The organism is Mycobacterium sp. Soil_C_30, from assembly GCF_057656995.1.
The window spans coordinates 214,607-237,407 of record NZ_JBDGJH010000004.1 but is presented as its reverse complement, the minus strand read 5'-3'; the positions used below and the strand labels follow the sequence as shown (position 1 = coordinate 237,407).

General features: G+C 67.9%; 24 protein-coding genes. 3 read left to right on the top strand and 21 right to left on the bottom strand.

All coding sequences use genetic code 11. The features are described 5' to 3' along the window. Window positions 1-124: 124 nt before the first annotated feature. Window positions 125-1,252 carry a GuaB3 family IMP dehydrogenase-related protein gene (locus tag AC3A6P_RS09360; RefSeq protein ID WP_487691012.1) on the bottom strand — a complete coding sequence of 376 codons (1,128 nt, stop codon included), beginning with the start codon at window positions 1,250-1,252 and terminating at the stop codon, window positions 125-127. Between the two features lie 22 nt (window positions 1,253-1,274). Further along, a complete protein-coding gene (guaB, locus tag AC3A6P_RS09355) occupies window positions 1,275-2,855 on the bottom strand; it encodes an IMP dehydrogenase (protein WP_487691010.1) in 1,581 nt (526 codons plus the stop codon). A gap of 166 nt (window positions 2,856-3,021) precedes the next feature. Between guaB and AC3A6P_RS09350 the strand changes: the two genes are divergently transcribed. Next, on the top strand, window positions 3,022-3,426 hold the full coding sequence (locus AC3A6P_RS09350; protein ID WP_068915726.1) for a DUF5319 domain-containing protein: 405 nt from the start codon (window positions 3,022-3,024) through the stop codon (window positions 3,424-3,426). Window positions 3,427-3,466: 40 nt separating this feature from the next. Here the strand turns inward: AC3A6P_RS09350 and AC3A6P_RS09345 are convergent, their stop codons facing one another. The 3 genes from AC3A6P_RS09345 to AC3A6P_RS09335 form a co-directional block, all read right to left on the bottom strand. Then, window positions 3,467-4,654: an anti-sigma-D factor RsdA gene (locus AC3A6P_RS09345; protein ID WP_487691008.1), complete on the bottom strand. Its 1,188-nt coding sequence runs from the start codon at window positions 4,652-4,654 to the stop codon at window positions 3,467-3,469. Continuing rightward, entirely contained in the window at window positions 4,647-5,225 is a 579-nt protein-coding gene (locus AC3A6P_RS09340) for a sigma-70 family RNA polymerase sigma factor (RefSeq protein WP_487691006.1), read from the bottom strand. Before AC3A6P_RS09340 ends, AC3A6P_RS09345 begins: the two co-directional genes overlap by 8 nt. A 141-nt stretch (window positions 5,226-5,366) precedes the next feature. Then, complete coding sequence (locus AC3A6P_RS09335; RefSeq protein WP_487691004.1) at window positions 5,367-6,173, bottom strand: hypothetical protein; 807 nt, start codon at window positions 6,171-6,173, stop codon at window positions 5,367-5,369. 408 nt (window positions 6,174-6,581) lie between these two features. On the opposite strand from AC3A6P_RS09335, the gene AC3A6P_RS09330 reads away from it, so the two are divergent. Next, window positions 6,582-6,872 carry a WhiB family transcriptional regulator gene (locus AC3A6P_RS09330; protein WP_099023226.1) on the top strand — a complete coding sequence of 97 codons (291 nt, stop codon included), beginning with the start codon at window positions 6,582-6,584 and terminating at the stop codon, window positions 6,870-6,872. 65 nt (window positions 6,873-6,937) lie between these two features. Here AC3A6P_RS09330 and AC3A6P_RS09325 read toward each other — a convergent pair whose 3' ends face one another. The 3 genes from AC3A6P_RS09325 to AC3A6P_RS09315 form a co-directional block, all read right to left on the bottom strand. Beyond that, entirely contained in the window at window positions 6,938-7,693 is a 756-nt protein-coding gene (locus AC3A6P_RS09325) for a hypothetical protein (protein WP_487691002.1), read from the bottom strand. Between the two features lie 48 nt (window positions 7,694-7,741). Further along, window positions 7,742-8,611, bottom strand: coding sequence for a DUF4349 domain-containing protein (locus tag AC3A6P_RS09320; protein ID WP_487691449.1), 870 nt, complete (start codon window positions 8,609-8,611; stop codon window positions 7,742-7,744). Between the two features lie 117 nt (window positions 8,612-8,728). Then, the gene (locus AC3A6P_RS09315) at window positions 8,729-9,784 is read right to left on the bottom strand and encodes a 3-deoxy-7-phosphoheptulonate synthase (RefSeq protein ID WP_487691000.1); all 1,056 of its coding nucleotides are present in this window, start codon (window positions 9,782-9,784) and stop codon (window positions 8,729-8,731) included. A 291-nt stretch (window positions 9,785-10,075) separates the two neighbouring features. Here AC3A6P_RS09315 and AC3A6P_RS09310 point away from each other — a divergent pair, with 291 nt between their 5' ends. After that, entirely contained in the window at window positions 10,076-10,582 is a 507-nt protein-coding gene (locus AC3A6P_RS09310) for a nuclear transport factor 2 family protein (RefSeq protein WP_487690998.1), read from the top strand. 30 nt (window positions 10,583-10,612) lie between these two features. Here AC3A6P_RS09310 and AC3A6P_RS09305 read toward each other — a convergent pair whose 3' ends face one another. The 13 genes from AC3A6P_RS09305 to gad form a co-directional block, all read right to left on the bottom strand. Next, window positions 10,613-11,191 (bottom strand): HD domain-containing protein, encoded by a 579-nt coding sequence (locus tag AC3A6P_RS09305; protein ID WP_487690996.1) that lies wholly within the window; start codon window positions 11,189-11,191, stop codon window positions 10,613-10,615. Window positions 11,192-11,462: 271 nt separating this feature from the next. Then, the gene (locus AC3A6P_RS09300; protein WP_487690994.1) at window positions 11,463-12,131 is read right to left on the bottom strand and encodes an RICIN domain-containing protein; all 669 of its coding nucleotides are present in this window, start codon (window positions 12,129-12,131) and stop codon (window positions 11,463-11,465) included. 80 nt (window positions 12,132-12,211) lie between these two features. After that, a complete protein-coding gene (locus tag AC3A6P_RS09295) occupies window positions 12,212-13,714 on the bottom strand; it encodes an adenylate/guanylate cyclase domain-containing protein (RefSeq protein ID WP_487690993.1) in 1,503 nt (500 codons plus the stop codon). 197 nt (window positions 13,715-13,911) lie between these two features. After that, complete coding sequence (gene groL / locus AC3A6P_RS09290; RefSeq protein WP_487690991.1) at window positions 13,912-15,537, bottom strand: chaperonin GroEL; 1,626 nt, start codon at window positions 15,535-15,537, stop codon at window positions 13,912-13,914. 83 nt (window positions 15,538-15,620) lie between these two features. Then, complete coding sequence (gene groES, locus AC3A6P_RS09285; protein WP_003929249.1) at window positions 15,621-15,923, bottom strand: co-chaperone GroES; 303 nt, start codon at window positions 15,921-15,923, stop codon at window positions 15,621-15,623. Window positions 15,924-16,112: 189 nt separating this feature from the next. Further along, a complete protein-coding gene (locus AC3A6P_RS09280) occupies window positions 16,113-16,535 on the bottom strand; it encodes a nuclear transport factor 2 family protein (protein WP_487690988.1) in 423 nt (140 codons plus the stop codon). Continuing rightward, window positions 16,532-17,557 carry a tRNA (adenosine(37)-N6)-threonylcarbamoyltransferase complex transferase subunit TsaD gene (gene tsaD / locus AC3A6P_RS09275; RefSeq protein ID WP_487690986.1) on the bottom strand — a complete coding sequence of 342 codons (1,026 nt, stop codon included), beginning with the start codon at window positions 17,555-17,557 and terminating at the stop codon, window positions 16,532-16,534. Before tsaD ends, AC3A6P_RS09280 begins: the two co-directional genes overlap by 4 nt. Beyond that, the gene (rimI, locus tag AC3A6P_RS09270) at window positions 17,554-18,033 is read right to left on the bottom strand and encodes a ribosomal protein S18-alanine N-acetyltransferase (RefSeq protein ID WP_487690984.1); all 480 of its coding nucleotides are present in this window, start codon (window positions 18,031-18,033) and stop codon (window positions 17,554-17,556) included. The genes tsaD and rimI overlap by 4 nt, the downstream gene beginning before the upstream one ends. Then, the gene (gene tsaB, locus AC3A6P_RS09265) at window positions 18,030-18,668 is read right to left on the bottom strand and encodes a tRNA (adenosine(37)-N6)-threonylcarbamoyltransferase complex dimerization subunit type 1 TsaB (RefSeq protein WP_487690983.1); all 639 of its coding nucleotides are present in this window, start codon (window positions 18,666-18,668) and stop codon (window positions 18,030-18,032) included. The genes rimI and tsaB overlap by 4 nt, the downstream gene beginning before the upstream one ends. Beyond that, window positions 18,665-19,132 (bottom strand): tRNA (adenosine(37)-N6)-threonylcarbamoyltransferase complex ATPase subunit type 1 TsaE, encoded by a 468-nt coding sequence (tsaE, locus tag AC3A6P_RS09260; protein WP_487690981.1) that lies wholly within the window; start codon window positions 19,130-19,132, stop codon window positions 18,665-18,667. Before tsaE ends, tsaB begins: the two co-directional genes overlap by 4 nt. Beyond that, window positions 19,125-20,228, bottom strand: coding sequence for an alpha/beta fold hydrolase (locus AC3A6P_RS09255; RefSeq protein WP_487690979.1), 1,104 nt, complete (start codon window positions 20,226-20,228; stop codon window positions 19,125-19,127). Before AC3A6P_RS09255 ends, tsaE begins: the two co-directional genes overlap by 8 nt. Continuing rightward, window positions 20,225-21,367 carry an alanine racemase gene (gene alr, locus AC3A6P_RS09250; protein WP_487690977.1) on the bottom strand — a complete coding sequence of 381 codons (1,143 nt, stop codon included), beginning with the start codon at window positions 21,365-21,367 and terminating at the stop codon, window positions 20,225-20,227. Before alr ends, AC3A6P_RS09255 begins: the two co-directional genes overlap by 4 nt. A gap of 45 nt (window positions 21,368-21,412) precedes the next feature. Next, the gene (gene gad, locus AC3A6P_RS09245) at window positions 21,413-22,795 is read right to left on the bottom strand and encodes a glutamate decarboxylase (RefSeq protein ID WP_487690975.1); all 1,383 of its coding nucleotides are present in this window, start codon (window positions 22,793-22,795) and stop codon (window positions 21,413-21,415) included. Window positions 22,796-22,801 lie beyond the last annotated feature (6 nt).

Here is a 22,801-nt window from a genome sequence, read left to right as displayed (position 1 = left end):
ATATGTAGCGGCGCCGACGCCCAGCCGGCCCACATATATGCGGGTTTACTACCCGACACGCCGACTGGCCGTCGTGGCACACACATATGTGGCGGGCCAGGGCGCGAGCCAGGAGAGGAGGGGGTCAGGAACCGACGGCCAGGCCGACCTTCTGGAATTCCTTGAGGTCGCAGTAGCCGGCTTTGGCCATGGACCGGCGCAGACCGCCGACCAGGTTCAGCGTGCCGAACGGATCATCAGACGGGCCGTTGAGGACCTGCTCCAGCGACGGCCGCTCCCCGTCGGCGACCTGCAGCAGGGCGCCGCGGGGCAGCGACGGGTGCGCCGCAGCGGGCGGCCAGAACCAGCCGTCGCCCTGGGCCTCGGCCGAGGCCGCCAGCGGCGTACCCAGCACCACAGCGTCGGCGCCGCAGGCGATCGCCTTGGCCAGCTCGCCCGAGGTGTGGATGTCTCCGTCGGCCAGCACGTGCACGTAGCGGCCGCCGGTCTCGTCGAGGTACTCGCGCCGGGCCGCAGCCGCGTCGGCGATCGCGGTGGCCATCGGCACGCTGATGCCGAGCACCTCGTTGCTGGTGGTCACGCCCCAGGTGGAGCCGTAGCCGACGATGACACCTGCGGCGCCGGTGCGCATCAGGTGCAGCGCGGTCCGGTGATCCAGCACGCCGCCGGCCACCACCGGGATGTCGAGTTCGGAGATGAACGTCTTGAGGTTCAGCGGTTCACCGTCGGAGGCCACCCGCTCCGCGGAGATGATGCTGCCCTGGATGATCAGCAGATCGATCCCGGCGGCCACCAGGGTGGGGGTCAGCGCCTGGGCGTTCTGCGGGCTCACCCGCACCGCGGTGGTGACACCCGCTTCGCGGACCCGCGCGACGGCCGCACCCAGCAGATCGAGATCCAGCGGTGCGGCGTGCAACTGCTGCAACAGCCGAATCGATGCGGACGGCTCGGGCTCCTTGCCCGCCGCCTCGACCACCTGCGCCACCTTGGCTTCCACATCGGCATGCCGCCCGATCAGGCCTTCACCGTTGAGCACGCCGAGACCGCCGAGACGGCCCAGCTCGATGGCGAATTCCGGGGAGGCCAGCGCGTCGGTGGGATGGCTGACCACGGGGATCTCGAACCGGTAGGCGTCGAGCTGCCACGCCGTCGACACGTCCTTGCTCGAGCGGGTGCGCCGCGACGGCACGATGTTGATGTCGTCGAGTTCGTAGGTCCGCCGGGCTGTTCTGCCCATGCCGATTTCAACCATGTCACGCATATTGATGCGACCCCTAGCGCGAGTAGTAGTTCGGCGCTTCGACGGTCATCGTGATGTCATGCGGATGGCTCTCTTTGAGGCCCGCCGCGGTGATCCGCACGAATTGCGCCTGCTGCAACTGCTCGATGGTGGCCGCGCCGGTGTACCCCATGGCGGCCCGCAGACCGCCGGTGAGCTGGTGGATGACCGTCGACAGCGGTCCGCGGAACGGGACACGGCCTTCGATGCCTTCGGGCACCAGCTTGTCCTCGGACAGCACGTCGTCCTGGAAGTAGCGGTCCTTGGAGAAGGAGCCGCGGTCGCCGGCACTCCCCCCGTTCGAACGGCCCTGCATGGCACCCAACGATCCCATGCCGCGGTAGCTCTTGAACTGTTTGCCATTGACGAAGATCAGGTCGCCCGGGGCCTCGGCGGTGCCGGCCAGCAACGAGCCCAGCATCGCGGTGGACGCGCCGGCGGCCAGCGCCTTGGCGATGTCGCCGGAGTACTGCAGGCCGCCGTCGGCGATCACCGGAACCCCGGCGCGCTTGGTGGCGGCGACGGCTTCCAGGATGGCCGTGATCTGCGGTGCGCCCACACCGGCAACCACCCGCGTGGTGCAGATGGAACCCGGCCCCACACCGACCTTCACCGCGTCGGCTCCGGCCTCCACCAGCGCCAGTGCTGCGCTGCGGGTCGCAACATTGCCGCCCACCACCTGTACGCGGTCGCCGACCTCGGCCTTGAGCTTGCCCACCATGTCGAGCACCCGGCGGTTGTGGGCATGCGCGGTGTCGACGATCAGGACGTCCGCCCCGGCGTCGACCAGCGACATCGAACGCAACCAGGCGTCGTCGCCGACACCCACGGCGGCACCGACGAGCAGCCGGCCGTCGCTGTCCTTGGTGGCCAGCGGATGCTGCTCGGTCTTGACGAAGTCCTTCACCGTGATGAGGCCGGTCAGCTTGCCGTTGCCGTCGACGATCGGCAGCTTCTCGATCTTGTTCCGCCGCAGCAGTCCCAGAGCCGCATCGGCGCTGACGCCCTCGCGGGCGGTGATCAGCGGCGCCTTGGTCATCACCTCGGCGACGGGCTTGTTCTGGTCGACCTCGAACCGCATATCGCGGTTGGTGATGATCCCGACGAGCGCACCGCTGCCGTCCACCACGGGCAGACCCGAGATCCGGAAGCGCGCACACAGGGCGTCGACCTCGGCCAGCGTGTTCTCCGGCGTGCAGGTGACCGGGTCGGTCACCATGCCGGCCTCAGAGCGTTTGACGGTCTCGACCTGGGCGGCCTGCTCGGTCAGCGGCAGGTTGCGGTGCAGCACACCCATACCGCCGGCGCGGGCCATGGCGATCGCCATCCGCGCTTCGGTCACGGTGTCCATGGCCGAGCTGACCAGCGGCACGCGCAGCCGGATCTTCTTGGTGAGCTGACTGGAGGTGTCGGCCGTGGCGGGAATGACGTCCGAGGCGGCCGGGAGCAGCAGCACGTCGTCGAAGGTCAGACCGAGCATGGCGACCTTGTTGGGATCGTCGCCGCCGGTGGGCACGCGATCCTCGTAGAACGCGGGTGTGGCGTTGACCTCGACATCGGAAATTGGTCGAACCATCAGTGGGGCCTCCAACAACAGCAGTGCCTCCACGAACAATGCGGAGTGAGGAACCCATCCTATCGGCTCGCCGGACCGATCTGGACGCCCCCGGGAGCCCGGCATGCCACTTGCGCAGGTAAGGATCAGCTAGCGCGATAGCAGCACGGCTGCGTACTGTAGAGGCGTGCGCGACCACCTCCCGCCGGGTTTGCCGCCCGACCCCTTCGCAGATGACCCCGCAGACCCGTCGGCGGCCCTCGATGCGATCGAGCCTGGGCAACCGCTCGACCCGCAGGAACGGACGGCCGTCGAGGCTGACCTGGCGGACCTCGCGGTCTACGAGGCGCTGTTGGCGCACAAGGGAATTCGCGGTCTCGTCGTCTGCTGTGACGAATGCCAGCAGGATCACTACCACGACTGGGACATGCTGCGGGCAAACCTGCTGCAGCTGCTGATCGACGGCACGGTCCGCCCGCACGAGCCGGCTTACGATCCCGAGCCCGACTCCTACGTCACGTGGGATTACTGCCGCGGCTACGCCGATGCGTCGCTCAACGAAGCGACCTCCGACAGTGATGGATATCGCTGAAAGCTGACCCCGAATTCAACTGACGCTCGATCCCGAGCCGTCAGTTGAATCCAGGAATCGGCAGTTGAATCAGAGGCCCACCCGGCACGGTTGTGGTGGTCGGTGTCACCGTCACCGGCGACTGCTGCACCGGCGCTTCCTCTTCCACGGTCGGCACCGTCTCGGTTTCCGCCTCCACCAATGTTGAACTCGGCGCCACCGTCGACGGCAACGGCGCCTCGGCCGCGGCCTCCGTCGTGGTGGTGGTCGTCGTGGTCGTGGTGGTCGGAGCCGTCGTGGTGGTGGTCCGCACCGAGGACGACGTGGTGGTGGTCGTGGGTGCTGTCGTGGTCGGGCTGGTGGTCGTCGGGGCGGTGGTGCTCGGCGCAGACGACGGAGTGGGCGATGGTGCCGTGGTGCTGGTGGGTGCGGGGGCATCCACCGACGACGTTGGCGCCGTCGTGTCGGCCGGCGTCGTGGTCTCCCCCGGCGTCGTGGTCTCGGTCGGCGCCGTCGTCTCACCCGAGGTGGTCTCGGACGGCGGCGTCGTCTCCGACGACGTTTCCGACGGCGGGGTGACCTCCACCGCGGGAAGCGGCAACGTCAGCGACGGGTCACCCGGCGCCGGCGGCGGCAAGGTGGCCGCCGGGTCACGGGTTTCGACCTTGACGTTGAGTTCATGCCATTCGTTGACCAGTTCCTGCTTGCGAGTGGTGTCCTCGACACCGGCGACCGCCGTGGTGACGGTCTCCAGCTTCTGTTGGGCCTGCGCCCAGTCGCCCTGGTCGATCAGGCGCTGCACCTCGGCCATCTCGGTCTGCGCCGCCAACGCCACCCGGTCGTCACGCACGGACTGCGGTTCACCGAACAGGGCGGTCCGCATGCCGTAGAGCGAGTCACCCGGACCCGAGCCGGCCACCACCGCACCGAACCCGCCGATACACATCACCGCCGCGGCCACCGAGCCCACCACCGCGAGATGGCGGCGGGTGCCCTTGGGGGCGGTCGGGCGGGCAGACACTCCGCGCTGCAACGCCATCATGGCGTCGTGCTCGCTGATCAGATTCGTCGCAGGCGGCCGGCGCACCCCGTCGCGCCAGCCCTCGAGCAGCGAAAGCAGTTCGGCTTCACCGGCATCCGACGGCCGAACCCGGTACTGACCGGCCAGCGCATCGAGCAGTTGATCACTGTGGGCGATGGCGTCCAGCGATTCTGGATCGCCGGCACCCCGCCTTCCGAAATCAGGCATAGTCGTATCCCGTCGCCGTGATCTCGGACTTCAATCGCGCCAGGGCGCGGTGCTGCGCCACGCGCACCGCGCCTGCGGTGCTGCCCACGGCCTCAGCAACCTCTTCGGCGGACATCCCGACCACCACACGAAGAATCAAGATCTCGCGTTGCTTCTCCGGGAGGACCTTCAGCAGGGCTTCCATCCGCGCGGCCGAATCGGCGTTCATCGCCAGCTGTTCAGGACCGGCGTCGACGCTGAATCGCTCGGGCACGACATCGGTGGGGTCAGCCTTGTTCCGGCCGGCCGCACGGTGTGCGTCAGCTACCTTGTGCGCTGCAATGCCATACACGAAGGCCAGGAAGGGTCGTCCCTGATCCTGGTATCGCGGCAGCGCCTGCATGGCGGCCAAGCACACCTCCTGAGCCACGTCATCAGCTGAGAGACCGCTGCGTTCCGCGGTCCCGATGCGTGCCCGCACATAGCGGACGACGATCGGACGGATGGTCTCCAGCACTTCCCGGAGCGCATTCCGATCGCCGGCCACCGCGTCAGCAACGACGGCGTCGAGACGTTCTCCTGGAATTGTCATCGACGGCGATATCTCCAACGTTACGAACCGGAGGTCTCCCGGCTGATTGGCTCTGCTAAACAATAGCGACCGGCACCCCGCACCGGCGTCCGGCGGGCGCCAGCACCCCGGCGCGTCGCCCTGATCGACACTCGCCGGTGATCACCGCTCGAAGAGCCCTCCGCGATATTCGATGAGGGCGGCAGCATCCTTCCGAATGCTCCTGACCTGCGATTGCGGGTGAGTGCCGCTCCCGATACCGGCCAGCAGGCTCGCCACCGCCCACCGCAGGGGCAGCAGGCCCCACCGCTCTGTCTCGGCCAGCGCCGCATCGGCGACCGTGCGCGCCTCGTCCAGCTGCGCATCGGTACACAGTGCGGCAGCCAACACGATGTGGCTCTTGGTGCGATGCCGCGGCGAGACCCCGCCGCGGGCGGCCCGCTCGACCCCGGCCCGCGCGTAACGGACCGCCTCGGCTCCGTCGCCGCGCGCCATCGCCAATTCGGCTCTGACCCACGCCAGCCGGACGGCCTGGCGCGGCGGACCCGACGAGAGCTCGCCAGCGGCATCCAACAACGTCTCGGCAATCCCGAAGCGGCCCATCCCGAGCGCATCGGCCGCCAGCCCCACCACCGCGTCGGCACGGGCCTGGACATCCTGACCGGCCCACCGCAATGCCAGGCCGTCCCAGTGCCGCGCCCGCGCGTGCCAGCCCAGCTGCCGCCACAACGACGCCGTGGTGCTGCAGGCAAGCGAGGACAAGGCCGACTCGGGCCGGGCCGTCCGGCGAAGTCGAGCCAGGTCGGCGTGCGCGACGGCGTATCGCCCTTGGCCGCCGGCGGCGACGGCCCGCCACCACAGCTCGGTCGGCGTCGTCGCCGAGGGAAGTGGCCAGCACTGCCCGGATTCACCGAACGCAGCCGCCTCCAGGGCCGCCGCAACCGCTGGGCGTCCGAATTGCGAGGTCACCGGCGGCACGCTATCAATCTTCGAGAAGGCTCGGCCAAAGCGGCGTGAAAATCGTTTCAACGGCCCTTTGGTTAACAATTTGTCGTCGGCACGTTAACGGCAGATCAACTGCCTGCCGGGCGCTAGGAAATCCACCGGTGACGCCAATGAATCCGAACTGCGGATTTTGCCCGAGAATGGCCTCTGACCTTGCGCTCTTACCACGGTTTCGGTCGCTTAACACGCTCAAGGATGAACGCGGTGTAAATTCTTGAGCCCCCGCTATGTCATTGAGCACATGCTTAGGCTATTGACGGAGTTTCCTAAGCGCCCCTACTTTGTCCTCACGAGTAGTCATCGGCGACAGCACTCGGATCGGTTCCACAACTCACGCGTTATCAAATATGCGCGGAGAGAGGGGTTTTCCAAATGCCACAGCCGCAGCAGCTACCTGGCCCCAACGCCGACATCTGGGATTGGCAGATGCAGGGACTTTGCCGGGGCGTCGATTCTTCGATGTTTTTCCACCCCGACGGCGAGCGCGGCCGGGCCAGGGCACAGCGTGAAATGCGTGCCAAGGAAATGTGCCGACGCTGCCCCGTCATCGCTCAGTGCCGTTCACACGCTCTGGCAGTGGGAGAGCCCTACGGCATTTGGGGTGGCCTGTCCGAGTCCGAGCGTGAACTGTTGCTGAAACGCGGTATTCGTCGCACCGCGTGAGCGCAACCACCACCTGATCGGGCGCCCGGCTTCCCGCGAAGCCGGGCGCTTCTGTGTGGCAGCGGTTACCGGCCCGCCACGCCGATTTCGGCGGAAACGTGCCGAAGCGGGTCGAATGCATCAAAACGTCCCTGGCCCACCACCGCGACGCCGCGCTGCGGTAGCCGGAAGTTGCCGAGCCGGGCCTGGACCGGCAGTGCCGCCGTGGGACCGAGATCCTCACCGAACAGCTGCGCACGGGAGCTGGTGACAGTCCAGATCAGCTTCGGGGCGATCCGGTAGTGCTGACCGTTGGGCAGTGTCCCGGCCAGGCGCAGTTCACCGGTACGCAGCAGGGGACCGGCTACACGGCCGATGACGCCCAACGCCCGCGGATTCGTCCATACCCGCTCCGGCAGCCGCTCCCCCACCCAACTGAGCGCGGTGGACGCCGGCGTGTGCCCCAGCTCCACGGTCCAGTGCAGTATCTCCGGGACCTCGATGACGACGGTGTGGTCGTCGGTCCAGGTGGCGTCGATCAGGCACTGGTGGGCCTCGTTGGTGGCCGAACTGAAGTACCGCGCGCAGCTGGTCTGGGCGGGGGTGGTGGCGTAGAACGTCCACGCGCCGGTGGGGTCGCGATGCCAGACCGTGCGGTAGCCGGGCGTGGCACCCGGGAGGAACGACGCCGCCGGGAAATCGCGGAATGCCAGGTAGTGGCCGTTGGCGAACGGCAGGCCCATGACTCCGAAGCCGGTGACACTCTCGCCGGCCCCGGTGGGCAGTGTGGGGGCGTGCGCCACCGCTTGGGCGGCACTGCGTGGGGTTCGTGTTGTGGTCATGTACCGATGGTGGCGGCGACGCCGTGGCCGCACATGGGGCGTTGGCCCCTATCTTTCGCTGCCGGGTTCCCCTGCTGACTCGCCCTCGCCCTCCGCCGCGGGGGCAACGGCCACGGCGGTGGGTCGGTTCTTCTGCCTGCCGCCGAGCCACCGGGTCAGCCCGATGCAGAGCACCGCCACAAAGGCAAGCACCGCCAGCCACGGCAACATCAGACCGAACAGGAGTACCGCACTTCCGGTGACGGAAACCAGTGCATCCCAACCTCTTTCGACCTGACCGAAGAAGCCCCGGTACTGCTGCGGAACCGGCCCACCGATCTGTTCGGCGACGAAGGTGACATCGACGGTGCTCAACTCGATTCGGTCGCCGAGTGCCTCACGCTGGGCCCGCAGACTGTCCAGCTCGGCCTGCCGCTGCGACAACGCGTCCTCGGCCGTGATCAGAGCGTCGGGATCGTCGGCGTCACGCATGATCGCCAGTAGCCGGTCCACCGACGTCTGCAGCGCCCGGATCCGCGCATCGAGGTCGACGCGTTGCGCAGTCACGTCCTCTGAGGTGGTCTGGGCGAGTTCGACGGTGCCCAGATTCTTGAGTTCGCGCACCACAGCGTCGAGCTCGGAGGCAGGCACCCGCAACACCACCGATGTCTGCGCCCGCCCGGTCCCCGACCCGGAATCCTCGGTGCGCCCGTCGACGCGCCCGCCGGCGTCTTCGACGATCACCGCGGCCTGGTCGGCGGCCGCAGACGGATCGGCGACCGTCATCCGCACCGACGCGGTGGTCACGACATCCCGTTTGTCGGTGGCCGCCTCGGGGGCGGGCGCTTCGGCCGGAACGGGCCCGGCCATCCCGTCACCCATGCCGCCGCCCGCGGGGTGGGGAGAGTCCGGATTGCTCGCACATGCCGTCAGCAGCAGCGCGATCAGGCACAGCAGCAGAACCTTCACCCGTGTCATACCCCGGAATTTAGTCGGTCGAACGGACCGGTGAGAGTGAGTTGCGCGGCGACGCCCACCCCCAGTGGTCGCCGGGACTCAGCCGCGGGCAGCCAGCTGACGCAGCACCGAATCGGTTGCACTCCAGTCCATGCACTTGTCGGTCACCGACTGCCCGTAGGTCAACGGACGCGCTTCGGGTGCCTGCGCCCCGGCCACCAGGAAGCTTTCCAGCATCACTCCGCTGACCGGCAACCCGTCGCGCACCAGTTGCGCCACCTCCGCGGCGACTCGAGCCTGGCGCAGATGATCCTTGCCGGAATTGGCGTGGCTGCAATCGATCACGACCCGGCCCGGCAGCCCGGCCGCTGTCAGCGTTCCCGCCGCCGCGCGCACCGACGCCGCATCGTAATTCGGTCCGTCCGTGCCGCCACGCAGGATCACATGGCAGTCCTCGTTACCGGTTGTGCTCACCAACGCACCACGACCCAGATCGTCCATGCCGAAGAAAACATGCGGGGCCGCAGCCGCTTTCACGCCGTCGACAGCCACCTGCACATTGCCGTCGGTGCCGTTCTTGAACCCGACCGGCATCGACAGACCCGACGCCAATTGACGATGCACCTGCGACTCGGTGGTGCGCGCGCCGATGGCGCCCCAGGCCACCGCGTCGGCGATGTACTGCGGGCTGGTGGGCTCCAGGAACTCGCACCCCACGGGCAGACCGATGTCGATGACGTCGAGCAGCAGTTGACGGGCGGTGCGCAGGCCGCGGGCCACATCGAAGGTCCCGTCCATCCCCGGGTCGTTGATCAGACCCTTCCACCCGATGGTGGTGCGGGGCTTCTCGAAGTACACCCGCATCACCACTTTGAGCCGGTCGCTGAGCTCGTCGGCGACCTTGATCAGCCGGCTGGCGTAGTCCAGCGCCGCGGCCGGGTCATGCACCGAGCACGGCCCCACCACGACGAGCAGCCGATCGTCACGGCCGGCGAGGATGTCGGCGACCTCATCGCGGTCACGGGCCACGCGCTCGGCACGACGAGCGCCCAACGGGAACTCGGTCAGCACGTCATGCGGGCTGGGGATCTCGCTGAAACTCTGGATCCGACGGTCGGAGGTGACCTGCGGGGCGGCGATCTGCGCCAGATTCACGGTGGTGCCTTCCTGGTACGGGCACCGAGGTGGAAGTCCGGCGCCCTTGAATGACAAAAGGCAGCGACCTGGTGGTCACTGCCTGGGCTCCGGGTGGATGCGTGCTTAACGCTGCGCTTTATCGGCTCCGCCCGGAGCCTTGATAAAGCGCCAATAGCTGGCACGCACACCGATGTTCACGGCGTCCAGGGTATACCGACCGCTACGCCCCACAAAACCGGGCCTGGTGCACGCACCCTAGGACTACTGCACCCTGCCTGAGAAGTGCAGAAGGACAGTACCTTTCGAACCATGACCACATCTCGATGGACAACCAGAGCGGCGGTCGCCTTGCTGAGTGCGGCCGCCGCTGTCAGCGGATGCGCCAGCGCGCAGGCCGAGCCTTTCGACACCGCCGAACACCGCAACCTGACAATCGTGCAGGACGCCTTCACCCGCGGGGTGGGGGCACCGGACACCTTCTACGCGATCCTGGCCGATGACGTGCACTGGACCGTTGCGCGGGCCGACGCACCCTCGACGTACACCAGTCGCCAGCAGTTCCTCGACAGTGGCGCCAAACCCGTCGTGGACCGGCTGACCGGCCAGATCCAGGCTCAGGTGCACGAGTTGATCGCCGCCGACGACCAGGTGGTGGCCCGGTGGCGCGGGACCGCCACGGCACTCGACGGCAAGCCCTACGTCAACGAGTACAACTGGGTCATGACCATGCAGAACGACCGGGTGACCGAGGTGGTCGCGTACCTGGACATGGAGTCTCTCGACGAGTTGCTGACGCGCGTATCAACGCCGGCGTAGCGCCCGACCGTCAACAGTTCCGCACCCGCGCTACCCGTCGAGAGGATTGGCTTTGATCCGGCCGGCGGCGTCACTGGCGATCGACACCGCAGCCGCCCCGTCCGGTTTGCGGCGGGCCTGATCTTCGAAGCACGCCAGGAACTCGCTACCGAAATCGCCCCTGGGATAGCGCGCCAGAATCTGCTGCCGCGTGTGATCCGGGAACTCCTCGGGCCGCCGTCCGACCACATCCCAACTGGTGGCGACCTGCAAGAGGTGCGATTCGGGGTCATCGTCGGACGCGACGTCGTCGCGCATGTGCAACACGATGATCTCCTTGGCTCGGGCTGCCCGACCGGTCGGCCAACCGGCCGCCACCGCGAACACCCATGCCAGGTCACCGCCGGCCTCCTCGAACGGCAACCGGTGACTGTCGAAGGGGTCGGTGAGGCCGATGTCGTGTAGCAGCGCCGAGACGTAGTAGAGCTCGTCGTCGAAGGCGATGCCGTGGGCGTTGCCGTACGCCGCTCCCCACAGATACGAGCGGACGCAGTGATTCAGCAGTGCCGGTGAGTAGTACCGGGTGGCAACGTCGAGTGCCGCACTCGCCGCCGGGGTGGTCGGAAACATGGTCAGCTGTGCTTTCAGCAGAGGAAAATGGCTCCGGCGCAACCGGATTCGCATGACTTCTGGCGCGCCGGTTTCATGGGCGTGGGCGAGGCGGCCATCGGGACTCCTCTCGTCATGAACGGGTCCTGGCATATTTCACACCTCGGTGTGGTGGATGCGGGTGGAAATCAACAAGCCCGATCGACCGAATTCGACACGGAAGGTACCCCCGGGCCACGCGGCCCGGGGGTACCAGTTTGCGGAGGCGTGTCGCACGCCATCAGCGAGTGCGTCAGTGCGGCCCATGGCCCCCAGGAAGATCCCAGAACTGATTGACATTGTTGAAGCAGGTCCACTGCTGCAGCGCGGCACCTTGTTTGGGACGATTGGCCAGCGACGGCCCGGGGTTCCACGCGTCGAGACATTTGCCACTGTGGCGCGCCCGGATGATGGTTCTGACGTTGTCGCAGAACGTCATCGGCTGGCACGTCACGTACGGGTCGGTGACCAGCTCCGTGAACCACAGCTGGCTCGGGCCTCCATGGCAGTCGAAGGTTTGAACGCGTGCTCCGTCAGCGCCGCTGGCGTTGTTGACATCGAGGCATTTGCCGCCGTGCCGAACCTTCAACTGGAAGTCCGATCTGGGATTGTTCGGGTCGACCGGGACGATGTCGAATTGCTGATTGGCCCCACCCCAATACGGCCACAGCAGCGTGAAAGTGTTCTCTGTCGAGCCATTCGGCGCCGGCACATCCACCACCATTCCCGTGTAGTGGTTGACGATCCTGAATGGATCAGGTGGGTGAGCGGCGGCAAGTGGCGGGCACAGGCTGAACCCCATCATGAGTGCAGCCAGCGATATCAGCCGGACAATGTGTTTGGACATAGCGGATCCTCCCCGTTCCGTGAACAACCCAACTGCGGACTGTGACCGGGTGATTCGGTCGCCCTTGATCGTCATGGACATGGGGTGGTTTGAGATGCGTAGTGGGCTACCTGCGGCGATTGCGAGCTTTTCAAGAGCGTCAGCCGGCGGTGCGGTCACGCCGCCGGGTCGAGGGCGAAGACCTGCACCGGAGCCGACTTACCCTTCAGGGCAAACGATCCCCGCTCGGTGAGCCCCGATGGCCGGGCAGCCAGTGCCTTGACGCAGTCACCGGTGAGGAGTATCCGGTCACCGGTGGCTTTCGTGAGTTGCTCGACGCGGGCCGCCACATTGACGGCGTCCCCGATCAACGTGAATTCGAGCTTTCCGCCACCACCGATGGTGCCCGCGATCACCACACCGGTGTTGATGCCGATACCGATTCGCAGCGTGCCGGCGAACCGCTCTGCAACCAGGCGCTGGATCACGGTAGCGGCCGATACAGCCGCATCAGCATGACCCGCAAGCTCATTGGGCGCGCCGAACACCGCCAGGGCACCGTCGCCGAGGAATTTGTTCACGTGCCCACCGGCCTGGACGACCGCGGGCACCACCACCTCGAACAGGGTGTTCAACCGGGCCACCGTGTCCTCGGCCGTGTTGGCCTCAGCCCACGGCGTGAAGTCGCGGATGTCGACGAACATCACCGTCAACTCTCGACGCTCACCGCTGAAGACATCGTCACCCTGCTCGAGCAACCGCACCGCCAAGCCCGGGTCGACATAGGTGCCGAATGCTGCCTGAAGTCGCCGCCGCTCCGCCAAACCCGCCTGCATACGGTTGAAGGACCCCGCCAGCGCGCCGAGATCGTCGTCCTGGACCACCGGCAGGCGTCGGCTGTAGTCACCGGCGGCCACCCGCTCGGTTCCTCTGGCGAGATCGCGGATGGGTTGCAGCAGAGGCGAATACGTGGCCCAGAGCGAGGGCCCGCTGACGAGCACCAGTGCACCGCCGAGGGCGAGCGCCAGCAGAGGACCGTGCCTGGCTACGTCGAACACGGCTCCCAGCAAGGCACCCAGAATGGTGAACGCGAACCCCACCACGAGCATGGCCGCCATGGTCCACGTGGCGAACGTCGGGCGAGTGCGCGGCAGGGAATCGCCGATCTCCGTACCCGCGGTGATGGCAACCCTGGCGGGCCGCAACGCCCCTTCGACGTAACTGTGCAAAGTGACCAGCTGGCCGGCGGTTCCGGCGATGGCGCCCATGATCGCGTACTGCATCAGCGTCGACCCGCCGGCTCCGGCGATCATCCCGACACCGGCGAAGAGGGCCGCGGCCCAGAAAACCGTGGCGATCACCGCCGTCACGAGGACCTTCCTGCCATAGCTGTAGGTGGCGTGCAGTGCGGTTTGTCGGTCGATGTCCTTGCCGGCGGCCCACTGCGCGAGCAGGCGAGCCTCCTGTGCGCGGGGGTGTACCAGCACGTACAGGTGCACCAGCGCGGCCACCACGGTCACCGCGGCCGCCTCGAGATAACGATCAGAGCCCTCGAAAGCGACGATGCACAACGTCCAAGCCAGATAGGGCGGCAGCACCAGCGGGAGCGTGAGCGCCCAGCATGCCCAGGGATATCTCGTCGCGTACCGATCCCACGCCCACTGCCACATGCGATCCATGCCAATTACGAAACACCCGCTCCGATCACGCCGGGGGTGTTTCCGCGCACTACTGCCCCACCGAGATCTCGCACCCGGGCCGAGTGTGTACTTGTGGCACGAGTTCCGGCCTCAGCGCGTACACAACCCCACGCTCGACGCTGCATGAACGAAAACACCCCCGGCCCAAGCGGACCGGGGGTGCTTCTGTCGAACTACTAGTGCGCGTGGCCGTGGTGCCCGTGCCCGTGGGCGTCGGCCGGCTCCTCAGCCGGCTTCTCGACAACCGCGGTCTCGGTGGTCAGCACCATGCGGGCCACCGACGCGGCGTTGAGCACCGCGGAGCGGGTGACCTTGACCGGATCGATCACGCCGTCGGCGACCAGGTCACCGTAGGTCAGCGTGGCCGCGTTGAAGCCGTGGTTGTTCGGCAGCTCTTCGACCTTGCTGACCACGACGGCGCCGTCGAGACCGGAGTTGGCGGCGATCCAGAACAGCGGCGCCGACAGCGCGCTGCTGAACACCTCGACGCCCAGGGCCTCGTCGCCGGAAAGCGACGAACGCAGCCCGTCGAGCGCCTTGCGCGCCTGCACCAGCGCGGATCCACCGCCGGCGACGATGCCCTCCTCGACCGCGGCCTTGGCCGCTGCCACCGCGTCCTCGACGCGGTGCTTGCGCTCCTTGAGCGCGGTCTCGGTGGCGGCGCCGACCTTGATGACGGCCACGCCGCCGGCCAGCTTGGCCAGTCGTTCCTCGAGCTTTTCCCGATCCCAGTCGGAATCGGTGGTCTCGATCTCGGAACGCAGCTGGGCGACACGACCGGCGAGGGCGTCCTTGGTGCCGCCGCCGTCGACGATCACGGTGTCGTCCTTGCTGACCACGACACGACGGGCGCTGCCCAGCACGTCGAGGCCCGCTTCACGCAGCAGCAACCCGACGTCGGGATTGACCACCTGGCCACCGGTGACGATGGCGAGGTCCTCCAGGAACGCCTTGCGGCGGTCACCGAAGAACGGCGCCTTGACGGCCACAGCCTTGAGCGTCTTGCGAATGGCGTTGACCACCAGGGTGGACAGCGCCTCGCCTTCGACGTCCTCGGCGACGATCAGCAGCGGCTTGCCGGCTTCGGCGACCTTCTCCAGCAGCGGCAGCAGGTCGGGCAGCGAGCTGATCTTGTCGCGGTGCAGCAACACCAGCGCGTCTTCGAGGACGGCTTCCTGGGAGTCGAAGTCGGTGACGAAGTACGCCGACAGGAATCCCTTGTCGAAGCCGACGCCCTCGGTGACTTCGAGTTCGGTGTTCAGGGTCGAGGACTCCTCGACGCTGACCACCCCGTCGCTGCCGACCTTGGTCATGGCCTCGCCGACCAGCTCGCCCACCTCTTCGTCACGGGACGACACGGTGGCGACCTGCCCGATGGAGACCTTGTCCGAGACCGGGGTGGCCGCGGCCAGCAGGGCCTCGGACACCGCGTCGGCGGCCTTGCCGATACCCGAGCCCAGGGCGATCGGGTTGGCGCCGGCGGCGACGTTGCGCAGTCCGGCCTTGATGATGGCCTGCGCCAGCACGGTGGCGGTGGTGGTGCCGTCACCGGCGACGTCGTTGGTCTTGGTGGCCACCGACTTGACCAGCTGGGCACCGAGGTTCTCGAACGGGTCCTCGAGGTCGATCTCACGGGCGATGGTCACACCGTCGTTGGTGACGGTGGGGCCGCCGAAGGCCTTGGCGAGAACGACGTGGCGGCCGCGGGGGCCCAGGGTGACCTTGACGGCATCGGCGAGCTTGTCGACGCCGACCTCCATGGCACGGCGCGCAGTTTCGTTGAATTCGATCTGCTTACTCATATTGGTTCTTCCCTATTACGAGTTCCGCCCCGGACATCACCCGCACGAAGGTGCGGGGATCTCCGGGGCAGGACACGGATCGCTTACTTGGAGACGACGGCCAGCACGTCGCGAGCCGACAGGATCAGGTACTCCTCGCCGTTGTACTTGATCTCGGTGCCGCCGTACTTGCTGTAGATGACGACGTCGCCCTCAGACACGTCCAGGGGAATCCGCTTCTCGCCGTCCTCATCCCAGCGGCCGGGGCCAACTGCGACGACGGTGCCTTCCTGCGGCTTCTCCTTGGCGGTGTCGGGGATGACCAGACCGGAAGCGGTGGTGGTCTCGGCCTCGTTGGCCTGAACGAGGATCTTGTCCTCGAGTGGCTTGATGTTCACGCTCGCCACGATGGAGCCCCTTCACTCAGTGGTGTGCGGCCCGGGCGGTGCCCGAACCGGGTTTGCAGTACTCAGGTGTTCGGCATCCGGTCACACCCTCGCGCCGTCGTCGCGGGAGCCGACACAGGGGGTGTCCGCCTGCCATCTAGCACTCTATACATGCGAGTGCTAGCGCTCAAGGTTCGGGGTTGCCGAGAGTCACAGCCCGATCAGCAGATGCGCCGACACATCGCCGACCATCTCGACATCTACCTGCCGTTCGGTGAAATACCACGCCACCTCGTCCCGGGCGAAAGTGTCGGCGTAGCGCCCCACCACGATGGGTTGCAGCGCCACCGTCTCGGTCTGCTGGACGACGCAGAAGGTGGATCGTGCGGTCGCGGTGTCACCGTCGATGTCGACGATCGGATTGAGCACCAGATGCCGCGTCCGCGGGGTGTTCCCGGCATCAGGATGGCGCCGGGTGGTCTTCGCGAACAGCGCGGCGATGGCCTCGGCACCGGCCACCCCGGCGAATGTTGCGCGGCCCAGCAGAAGTCCCACACCAAAGAAATCGCCGGCGTCGATCAGCTCGGCGTAGCGGTACAGCAGTTCGTGGATCTCCAGTTTGTGGGTGTTCATGCCACCTGCCCCTGCACCACCGGTAGCCCCGGGTCGCTGGCCACGTCCAGCGCAGACGGTGCCGCCCCGGCGGCCATCAGATGCGCCGCGAAGGAGGCGATCATGGCGCCGTTGTCGGTGCACAACCGCGGCCGCGGCACCCGCAACGTCAAACCCGCCGCCGCGCACCGCTGTTCAGCGAGTTCCCGCAGCCGGGAATTGGCGGCCACGCCGCCGGCGATCAGCAGAGTCGACACCCCCAGGTCGGTCGCGGCGCGCACGGCCTTCTTGGTCAGCACATCGGCGACGGCCTCCTGGAAACCCGCCGCCACGTCCGCGGTGTCGAAATCCGGGTGGCTCTCCACATAGCGGGCCACGGCGGTTTTGAGCCCGGAGAAGCTGAACGCATACGGCGCATCCCGTGGGCCGGTCATGCCGCGCGGGAAGACGATGGCCTCGCGGTTGCCGGTGCGGGCCAGGTCGTCGAGCACCTTGCCGCCGGGGTAGCCCAGCCCCAGCAGCCGGGCCACCTTGTCGTAGGCCTCCCCCGCGGCGTCGTCGACGGTGGTGCCGAGTTCGACGATCGGCTCGCCGAGCGAGCGCACATGCAGCAGGTGGGTGTGCCCACCGGAGACCAACAGGCCCACGCTCTCGGGCAGCGGCCCGTGATCGAAGACGTCGGCGGCCAGATGCCCGCCCAGGTGATTGACCCCGTAGAACGGCACCCCCCAGGCGGCGGCATAGGCCTTGGCGGCGGCCACCCCGACCAACAGCGCACCGGCCAGCCCGGGGCCGATGGTGGCGGCGACGACGTCGGGGCGCTTGATCCCGGCGTCGGCCAGCGCACGGCGCATGGTCGGTCCGAGGGCTTCCAGGTGTGCGCGGGACGCGATCTCCGGAACGACGCCGCCGAAGCGGGCGTGTTCGTCCACGCTGGAGGCCACCTGATCGGCCAGCAGGGTGACAGTGCCGTCCTCGTCGAGGCGGGCGACGCCGACACCTGTTTCGTCACAAGAGCTTTCGATTGCAAGGATTATCCTCATGCTGGCTCTCCGATCGGTTCACGGCGCATGGTGTAAGCGTCGGCGCCGCTGCCCTGGTAGTAGCGCTTGCGCAGTCCGATGGTGGCGAACCCGGCCGACTCGTACATGGTGATGGCGCCTGTGTTGTCGGTGCGGACCTCGAGGAACACCGCCGCGGCGTCGGCGTCGGCGCGCTCAAGCAGCGCGTCCAGCAACCGGCGCCCGATGCCGTGCCTCTGGTAGGCAGGGTCCACCCCGATGGTGTGGATCTCGTATTCGAACGGCGGCTGATTGCCCAGGCGGGCGATCCCGGCGTACCCGACGAGCGTGCCGCCGGCGCGAGCCGCGACGTAGTGGGTGTGCTGAGCGGCGATTTCGTGCGCGAACGCCGCCGCCGGCCAGGGGTCATCGCCGGGGAACAGCTGCTCTTCCAACTCGGCGCACCGCGACGCGTCGGCCCGGGTCAACGGGTCGAGCAGCACCGGAACCGTCGTCACGTCCCGGCCTGCCGTTCCGCGAGCGTCTTCGCGTCCGGACGGCGCAGGTACAGCGGCACCAAGGGTCCCGGATCGGCATTCCAATCCGTCACGGCAGCAGCGAGTTCCACCGGTGACGGGTATTCGGGTCCGACCACCGGGAGATCGAACAACGCCGCGTGTGACGGTGATCCGGCCACCACCGCCACACCGTCGGCCGGCACGTCGGCGGGCGGGTTGACCGCCGGCCCGTCGGTGCGCACACCGTCGCGGTAACGCGCCCAGTAGACCTCGCGGCGACGCGCATCGGTGACCACCAACGCCTCCCCGTCCACAGCCCCGCCGATCCCGTCGAGGCTGCACACCCCGAACACCGGGATGTCGAGGGCGTGCCCGTAGGCCGCGGCGGTGGCCATCCCCACTCGCAGGCCGGTGAACGGGCCCGGTCCGGTTCCCACCACCACCGCGTTCAGCTCAGCCATGGTGCGGCCGCTATCGGCCAGAGCGGCAAGCACATTGGGGGTCAGGGTCTCGGCGTGCGCGCGGGCGTCGACGGTGACACGGACCGCCAGCGTGGTGATCACGTCATCGACGGCGACGACGGCGGCGGTGACCGCCGGGGTGGCGGTGTCGATGACCAGGACGGTGCGCGTCACGAGGTACTCCACTGCCAGACCGCGGTGCGGGTGTCGGAGTCGGCCAGCCGTTCGAGTCGCACATCGAGGTGATGGTCCGACAGTCGTTCGGCCAAGCCTTCCCCCCATTCCACCACCACCACGGCGTCGTCGAGATCGGTGTCGAGATCCAGTGAGTCCAGTTCGGCCAGCAGGTCGGCGGCAGCGTGATCGAGCAGCCGGTACACATCGACGTGCACCAGCGCGGGCGCACCCACCCGTCGCGCCCGGTGCAACCTGGCCAACACGAACGTCGGTGAGGTGATGGGCCCGTCGACGTCGAGAGCCTCGGCGATTCCCTTGGTGAGCAACGTCTTTCCCGCCCCCAGCGGCCCGGAGAGCACCACCACGTCGCCGGCGCGAAGCCGCGCACCGAGCCGCCGGCCCAGTGCCACGGTGTCGTCCGGGCTGGCCAGCTCCGCAGTTCCCGACTCCCGCTCAGCCACGGATGCGCGCCCGTTCCTTGAGCCGCCGGGTGAGCGCCACCAGCTTGTTGGGGGTGGCCCGGTCGACGAGTCGCACCAGGGCATCGTCGATCGGGTCGGGCTGCTCGAGCTGCACCAGATGTCCGGCACCGCCGACGATCAGCAGTTCGGCCTTGGGCAGCTCAGCGGCCAGTTCCTCGGAATGTTCCGGGGTGGTCAGGACGTCTTTGGACCCGCAGGCCACCAGCGTCGGGATCTTGGCGAGCACCGGCAGCGCCGCGGTTTCGTCATGCACCCCCAGGGCGTGCAGGAATCCGACCATGGTGGCCACCGGGGTGTCGTGGATCATCTCCTCGGAGTACTTGGCGACGGTGGGGCTCACACGGTCATCACCGAAAGACGCCGCCTGCAGCACCGGGGCCAGCACCCAGCGCACCGCACCGCGTCCGCGGTGCACCATCCCGGGTGCATAACGCGCGGCGAAGCGAGCGGCCTCCAGCGCCGGGTTCTGCAGGATCTCCCCCAGCGGAGAACGCGAAAGACCAGATCCGGCAGAGGAAATGACGGCCGCGCCCACGATGTGGCCACCGTACCGGCGGGGGAATTGGCGGGCGTGCGACAGCACGGTCATCCCGCCCATCGAATGCCCTATCAGCACCACCGACCCCTTGGGCGCCATGGTGGTCAGGATCAGCTCGAGGTCCTGACCCAACTGCTCGACGGTGTAGGTGCTGGGGTCTGCCGCCCCGGACCGGCCGTGCCCACGCTGGTCGTAGAACACCATCCGCACCTGATCGCCCCACATCAGGCTCAGCTCGCGACGCTGGAAATGAAATGCGCCCATGTTCATACAGAAACCGTGGGCGAACACCACGGTCACCGGGGCGTCGACCGGCCCGACCTCACGCACCACCAGGTCCACGCCGTCCGGGGTGGTCACCACACCACCGCGATCGGCTTCCAGCAGTGCGAAATCCTCGGCGGTGTAGGGATCTTCGGGCACCTCACGCCGGGTCATCGAACGCGCCACCGAGGCGCCGGCCACCGCGCCGACGGCACCGAGGCCGGTCGCACCCGCCAGCCATCGCCCCCAGCGGGGCTTGTGGTGCGCGGTCATCGGCCGCCTCCGCGGTAACTGCGCACCACCCGGGCGCGGGGGCTGGTCGCGACCTCGTAGTTGATGGTGCCCAACAGGTCGGCCCAGTCCTGGGCGGTCTGCTCACCGGAGGTGCCGGGGCCGAACAGGATCGCCTCGTCGCCCACGGTGACGTCGGCGGCACCCACGTCCACGACGAACTGATCCATGCACACCCGCCCGATGCTCGGGCAACGGACACCGTTGATCAGCACCTCGATCCGGCCGCCCAGGGCGCGGAAGATGCCGTCGGCGTAACCGAGGGGGATCAGGCCCACGGTGGTGTCCCGATCGGCCACCCAGGTGTGCCCGTACGACACGCCGTCCCCGGCGGCGAGCGACTTCACCAGTGTCACAGGAGCTTTCAACGTCATCGCCGGGACAAGCCCAAAATCGCCACGCTGCGGGATGGGGCTCAGACCGTAGACCGCGACACCGGGTCGCACCATGTCGAAGGCGAGATCGGGCCGGGTCAGCGTGGCGGGCGAATTGGACAGATGCGCCACCTCGAACGGCAATCCCTGTGCGCGGGCGTACCCGCACATCTCGGTGAAGCGTTGCCGCTGTTGATCGTTGACCGGGCTGTCGGGGTCGTCACCACAGGCGAGGTGACTCATGATCCCCCGCACCCGCACCGCATCCTCGGCGACAGCGGCCCGCAGTGCGGTCACGAGTTCGGGATAGTGCGCGGCAGGCACGCCGTTGCGGTTGAGCCCGGTGTCGACCTTGACGGTCAGCGTCGCAGTGGTGCCGGTGCGCCGCACCGCGTCCAGCACCCCGTTCAGCTGCTCCAGCGAGGACACCGCCAGCTGCACGTCGGCGGCCACCGCCGGGGCGTAATCGGTGCCCGGCGGGTGCAGCCAGGCCAGCACCGGGGCCGTGATGCCGTCGCGGCGCAGCGCCAGCGCCTCCCCGATGGTGGCGACTCCGAGTTCGGCGGCACCGGCCGCCAGCGCGGCCCGGCCCACCTGGGTGGCGCCGTGCCCGTAACCGTCGGCTTTGACCACGGCCATCACCGCAGCTGAACCGGCGTGCTCGGCGAGCACGCGGACATTGTGCGCGATCGCGTCGAGATCGACCTGCGCCGTCGGGGTCGCCAGAGGCGTCTGGGTTGTATTCACCGCCGTCGATTGTCCCAGAAAGCCGTCGACGCCTGTCCAGCGACGTCAGTGCGCGAAGTGCGCCACATCGTCGAAGGTGCCCTGCGGCTGGATCTTGTCCATCCTGTCGAGCACCTCGATCAGGTCGTCCTTGAGCGCGCGGGCCAGGTCGGTGGAGAAACCCTCCCGGACGACGATGCGCAGCACCGCCACGTCCTCGGCGCCCTCCGGCATGGTGTAGGCAGGCACCTGCCAGCCGTAGGACCGCAGCCCCGCGGAAACGTCGAACTCGGTGTACCCGTGCTCGCCGGTCAACCGGAACGCCACCACCGGGATGGCCGAGCCGTCGGAGATCACCTCGAAGTGATCGCTGCGGTGCAGTTCGTCGGCCAGCCAGCGCGCGGTCGAGGACAGACAGCTCATCACCTGGCCGTAGCCGGCGCGGCCCAAGCGCAGGAAGTTGTAGTACTGGCCCACCACCTGGTTACCGGGGCGGGAGAAGTTCAGCGTGAACGTCGGCATGTCACCGCCCAGGTAATTGACCCGGAACACCAGGTCCTCGGGCAGGTGATCGGCGTTGCGCCACACCACGAACCCGATGCCCGGGTAGGTCAGTCCGTACTTGTGGCCGCTGACGTTGATCGAGGCCACCCGCGGCAGCCGGAAGTCCCACTCGAGCTCCGGGTGCAGGAACGGGACGACGAATCCGCCGCTGGCGGCGTCGACGTGCACGGGGATGTCGAGGCCCTTGTCGGCGGCCAGCCGATCGAGTGCCGCGCAGATCTCGGCGATCGGTTCGAGCTCACCGGTATAGGTGGTGCCCAGGATGGCGACGACGCCGATGGTGTCCTCGTCGACGTGCTCGAGCACCTGCTCGGGGGTGATGACGTAACGCCCCTCCTCCATCGGCAGGTACCGCGGTTCCACCTCGAAGTAGCGGCAGAACTTCTCCCACACCACCTGGACGTTGGCGCCCATCACCAGGTTCGGGGTCCTCTTCTTCCAGCCGTCACCCACGCGCTCCTTCCACCGCCATTTCAGGGCAAGCCCGCCGAGCATGACGGCCTCGCTGGAACCGACGGTGGAGACGCCGACGGCGCTGGAGGGGTCGTCGTCGCGCAGATTCTCGGCGTGGAAGAGGTCGGCGACCATGCACACGCAGCGCTGCTCGATGGCGGCGGTGGCGGGGTACTCGTCCTTGTCGATCATGTTCTTGTCGAACGTCTCGGCCATCAGCTTCTCGGCCTCGGGATCCATCCACGTGGTCACGAAGGTCGCCAGGTTGAGCCGGGAGCTGCCGTCGAGCATCAGCTCGTCATGGATGAAGCGGTAGGCCGCGGTGGGTTCCATCGCCTCGTCGGGCAGCCGTAGCGACGGGATCGGCGCGGTGAACATTCGCCCGGTGTAGGCCGGGGTGATCGATGACGACGCCCGATTGATGTGCGGCATGGTGTC

Bases quoted from the DNA above. Each gene is read 5' to 3' on its own strand.
- AC3A6P_RS09300 (WP_487690994.1), bottom strand. From the start codon at position 12,131: ATGACGATCAAGGGCGACCGAATCACCCGGTCACAGTCCGCAGTTGGG.
- tsaD (WP_487690986.1), bottom strand. From the start codon at position 17,557: ATGAGGATAATCCTTGCAATCGAAAGCTCTTGTGACGAAACAGGTGTC.
- groL (WP_487690991.1), bottom strand. From the start codon at position 15,537: ATGAGTAAGCAGATCGAATTCAACGAAACTGCGCGCCGTGCCATGGAG.
- AC3A6P_RS09295 (WP_487690993.1), bottom strand. From the start codon at position 13,714: ATGGATCGCATGTGGCAGTGGGCGTGGGATCGGTACGCGACGAGATAT.
- gad (WP_487690975.1), bottom strand. From the start codon at position 22,795: ATGCCGCACATCAATCGGGCGTCGTCATCGATCACCCCGGCCTACACC.
- AC3A6P_RS09330 (WP_099023226.1), top strand. From the start codon at position 6,582: ATGCCACAGCCGCAGCAGCTACCTGGCCCCAACGCCGACATCTGGGAT.
- AC3A6P_RS09345 (WP_487691008.1), bottom strand. From the start codon at position 4,654: ATGCCTGATTTCGGAAGGCGGGGTGCCGGCGATCCAGAATCGCTGGAC.
- AC3A6P_RS09325 (WP_487691002.1), bottom strand. From the start codon at position 7,693: ATGACCACAACACGAACCCCACGCAGTGCCGCCCAAGCGGTGGCGCAC.
- AC3A6P_RS09305 (WP_487690996.1), bottom strand. From the start codon at position 11,191: ATGTTTCCGACCACCCCGGCGGCGAGTGCGGCACTCGACGTTGCCACC.
- AC3A6P_RS09340 (WP_487691006.1), bottom strand. From the start codon at position 5,225: ATGACAATTCCAGGAGAACGTCTCGACGCCGTCGTTGCTGACGCGGTG.
- AC3A6P_RS09255 (WP_487690979.1), bottom strand. From the start codon at position 20,228: ATGACCGCGCACCACAAGCCCCGCTGGGGGCGATGGCTGGCGGGTGCG.
- AC3A6P_RS09310 (WP_487690998.1), top strand. From the start codon at position 10,076: ATGACCACATCTCGATGGACAACCAGAGCGGCGGTCGCCTTGCTGAGT.
- guaB (WP_487691010.1), bottom strand. From the start codon at position 2,855: ATGGTTCGACCAATTTCCGATGTCGAGGTCAACGCCACACCCGCGTTC.
- AC3A6P_RS09360 (WP_487691012.1), bottom strand. From the start codon at position 1,252: ATGGTTGAAATCGGCATGGGCAGAACAGCCCGGCGGACCTACGAACTC.
- AC3A6P_RS09280 (WP_487690988.1), bottom strand. From the start codon at position 16,535: ATGAACACCCACAAACTGGAGATCCACGAACTGCTGTACCGCTACGCC.